Annotated in this window: 4 protein-coding genes; all 4 read right to left on the bottom strand. The window is 64.8% G+C overall.

Annotated features, from left to right (window positions below; translation table 11 throughout):
* On the bottom strand, positions 1–540 hold a 540-nt coding region (locus ACESMD_RS11680), incomplete at its 3' end, for a malonyl-CoA decarboxylase N-terminal domain-containing protein (protein WP_372613326.1).
* A 16-nt stretch (positions 541–556) separates the two neighbouring features.
* Positions 557–1885 (bottom strand): TRAP transporter large permease, encoded by a 1329-nt coding sequence (locus tag ACESMD_RS11675; RefSeq protein WP_372613324.1) that lies wholly within the window; start codon positions 1883–1885, stop codon positions 557–559.
* A gap of 2 nt (positions 1886–1887) precedes the next feature.
* The gene (locus ACESMD_RS11670) at positions 1888–2406 is read right to left on the bottom strand and encodes a TRAP transporter small permease subunit (protein ID WP_372613322.1); all 519 of its coding nucleotides are present in this window, start codon (positions 2404–2406) and stop codon (positions 1888–1890) included.
* A gap of 75 nt (positions 2407–2481) precedes the next feature.
* Positions 2482–3237 (bottom strand): TRAP transporter substrate-binding protein DctP (dctP, locus tag ACESMD_RS11665; protein ID WP_372613320.1); only part of this gene is annotated, 756 nt, incomplete at its 5' end.

Here is a 3237-nt window from a genome sequence, read left to right as displayed (position 1 = left end):
GGCCGGGGTGTTCCAGTCGATGCGCTTGAGCATCAGAAAGCCACGGTTGAACCAGGAGCCGAAGAGGTGGGCGAAGTCGGCATCGATGGCGGCGAACTCGGGACGGTCCCGTAGCCATGTCAGCATGTCCTGGCGCATGCGTACCAGTTCGTAGGTGCCGTCTCTGGCCAGGTTGAGGCGCCGGAAGAGTTCCTGTCGGCGGGGCTCGCAGGCCGCGAAGAGGACCTGGAGGCTGGTGTTGTCGCGTGCCCGGCGATAGTCCGCATAGGCGGCATCGATGGTCGCGGGGTCGGCGGCGAAATCCGTCGCCAGACGCTCGAAGAAACGTAGCGCCTGGGCTTCGTCCAGGCGGTTGAACATGGCCAGCACCCGGCTGGCCAGGGCGATGCTGGAGGCCTCGCCGTCGCTTTCCAGCAGCGCTCGACAGGCCTTCAGCAGCTGGTTGTGGTCCGTCGTCTCCGAATCGCCCTGACGGCGACGCCGCAGGGCGTCGCGCTGGGTGATGGAGTTGAACATCTCCTGCAGGAAGGTCATGTTCATGATGTCGGCGACTCCTTCAGCCCATGATGAGATCGGGTAGCCAGGTCACAAGCCCCGGGAAGAAACACAGCAGCAAGATACCCAGCACCATGCACAGGGCATAGGGCAGGCTGCCCATCAGCACGTCACGCAGCGAAATGTCGGGCGCGATGCTGTTGATGATGAAGAGATTCAGCCCCACCGGTGGAGTGATCAGGCCGATCTCCAGGTTGATGGTCAGGATGACGGCGAACCAGTACGGGTCGAAGTTCGCGGCCAGGATGATCGGCAGCAGGATCGGCGCGGTCATCACGATCACCGCCACCGGCGGCAGGAAGAAACCGGCCACCAGCAGGAAGACATTGATGATGCCCATCAGCACCCAGCGGTTGACCTCCAGGTCGGCGATGGCGCCGGCCACCGTCTGGGTGATGAACAGCGACGACAGCGCATAGGCGAAGACCTCGGCCGCGGCAATGATCAGCATGATCATCACGCTCTCGCGCAGGGCGTCGCGCATGATCAGCTTGAGCGGCCCCAGCTGCCACATGCGATAGACGAGGATGGCCAGCGCCACACACAGGAATGCACCAACCCCGGCGGCCTCGGACGGCGTGGCGACCCCTCCGTAGAGCGCGAAGAGGATGCCCGCCACCACGGCCAGGAAGGGCAGGACGCGGACCAGGGCACGCAGGTTGCCCTCCACGTTGGCCTTCATGTTCGCGGCGGCCACGGCGACCGGGTTGGGGTTGTGGTAGCCGCCGGCCATCTTGCAGGCGATCAGCGTCCAGATCATGAACAGCCCGGCGAGCATGAAGCCCGGGACAACGCCGGCGATGAACAGGCGTCCGATCGAGGTTTCGGTGGCGATACCGTAGATGATCATGGTCACCGAGGGCGGAATCAGGATGCCCAAAGTGCCGCCCGCGGCGATGCAGCCGGCGGCCACACCATCGGGGTAGCCGCGCTTGCGCATCTCGGGGATACCCATCTTGCCGATGGCCGCACAGGTGGCGGGAGACGAGCCGGACAGGGCGGCGAAGATCGAGCAGGCGCCGATGTTGGAGATCGCCAGGCCGCCGGGCAGCCTACCCAGCCACAGGTCCAGCGAGCGGTAGAGGTCGCGGCCGGTGGGCGAGGAGGCCACCGCGGACCCCATCAGGATGAACATGGGGATGGCCACGAAGGCGAACGAGGCAATGCTATGAAAAAAAGTTTCGCCGAAATAGGTCAGTTCGGCTACGCCGCGGTCGGCGACCAGCGCAATCAACGAGATGCCGCCGAGCGCGAAGGCGATGGGTGTGCCGATGGCCATCAGCACGATCAGGCCGATGGCGACGAGAATGCCGGCGGTGACGGGATCCATGTTCAGTTCTCCCCACGCAGGATTTCGGCGACATATTGCAACGTCAGAAGGGTAGCGCCCACGGCCATGGGAAGAATTGCCGGCCACAGGACCGGATTCCAGACGGTGCCGGTGGTCCAGCCGCCATGCCAGGCTTCTAAGACGTAGATCCAGGAGGCATAGGCCAAGGCGAGACAGAAGCCCAGCCCGAACAGGGCCGCGACAAGTCGCATCACGGTTCTGGTCACGCCGCCGATGGCATCCGGCAACAGGGTGATGGAGACGTGTCCGCCGGTCATCAGCACATAGGGGCTGCCGAGCAGCATGGCGGCGGTCACGGAAAATATCGTGAACTCGGTCTGCCAGGTCGAGCTCATGCCGAGTACGTAGCGCACGAAGACCATCTGGCACACGACGATCACCCCGGCGATGAACATTGCCGCGGCGAGATAGGCGGTGGCGTGAGAGAGCCGGTCCATCAGACGGATATAGCCGCCAACGAGCCCGCCGGGCGTCGTGGCGTCAGTGCGGAAGTGTTCCATGAGGCCCTCCGACAAGACTGGATGGCCGCCCTCGCGGGGCGGCCGGTGGGTCCGATTCGCTCTGAGATGGTGGCGTTATTCCACGGCGAGAGCGGCGTCGATCAGGGCCTGGCCGTTCTCGACGTTCTCGGCGAAGGTCTTGTAGGAGCTTTCCTTGGCGACCGCGAGCCAGGCGTCGTAGTCCTCCTGGGACATGCTGACTACCTCGACGCCGTTCTCCTTGAACACCTCGATCATGGTGTCGTCGAGACCCGCGGCCTCGGCGGCGAAGAACTCTTCGGCGGCGTGGCCGGCCTCGGTCAGCGCCTGCTGCTGCTCCTCGGTCAAGTCCTGCCAGACCTGTTCGGAGATCAGGATCGGCTCATACATGAACCAGAGGGCGTTCTCGCCGGGCGCGGTCAGGCAGGTCACCTGCTCGTAGATGCGGTAGGAGACGAAGGAACCCGAGGAGGTGTTGGCACCGTCCAGTACACCGGTCTGCATGGCGGTATAGATCTCGGAGGAAGGCATGGAGGCGATCGAGGCCCCGGCGGTCGCGAGCATCTCGTCGAAGGCCGGGCCGGCGGCACGCATGGTTTGTCCTTCCACGGTGTCCGGCGAGGTGATGCAGCGCTCGTTGGAGGCGAAGCCGCCGGCCAGCCAGGCATCGGCCAGCACGCGTGCGCCGCCTTCCTGGATGACATCCTTGATCATGTCCATGAACTCGGAGTCGTTCAGGCGCTGGGCGCGTTCGTGATTGCGCACCAGGCCGGGCATCAGGGTGGCGGAGAATTCCGGGTGACGACCGCTGGCGTAGTCGAGAGGGAAGGCCGTGATATCGAGGCGGCCACG

Source organism: Halomonas sp., assembly GCF_041689495.1.
In the GTDB taxonomy this organism is placed as follows: domain Bacteria; phylum Pseudomonadota; class Gammaproteobacteria; order Pseudomonadales; family Halomonadaceae; genus Halomonas.
The sequence above is the reverse complement of the archived record's forward strand: the minus strand, read 5'-3'. Positions and strand labels throughout refer to the sequence as shown.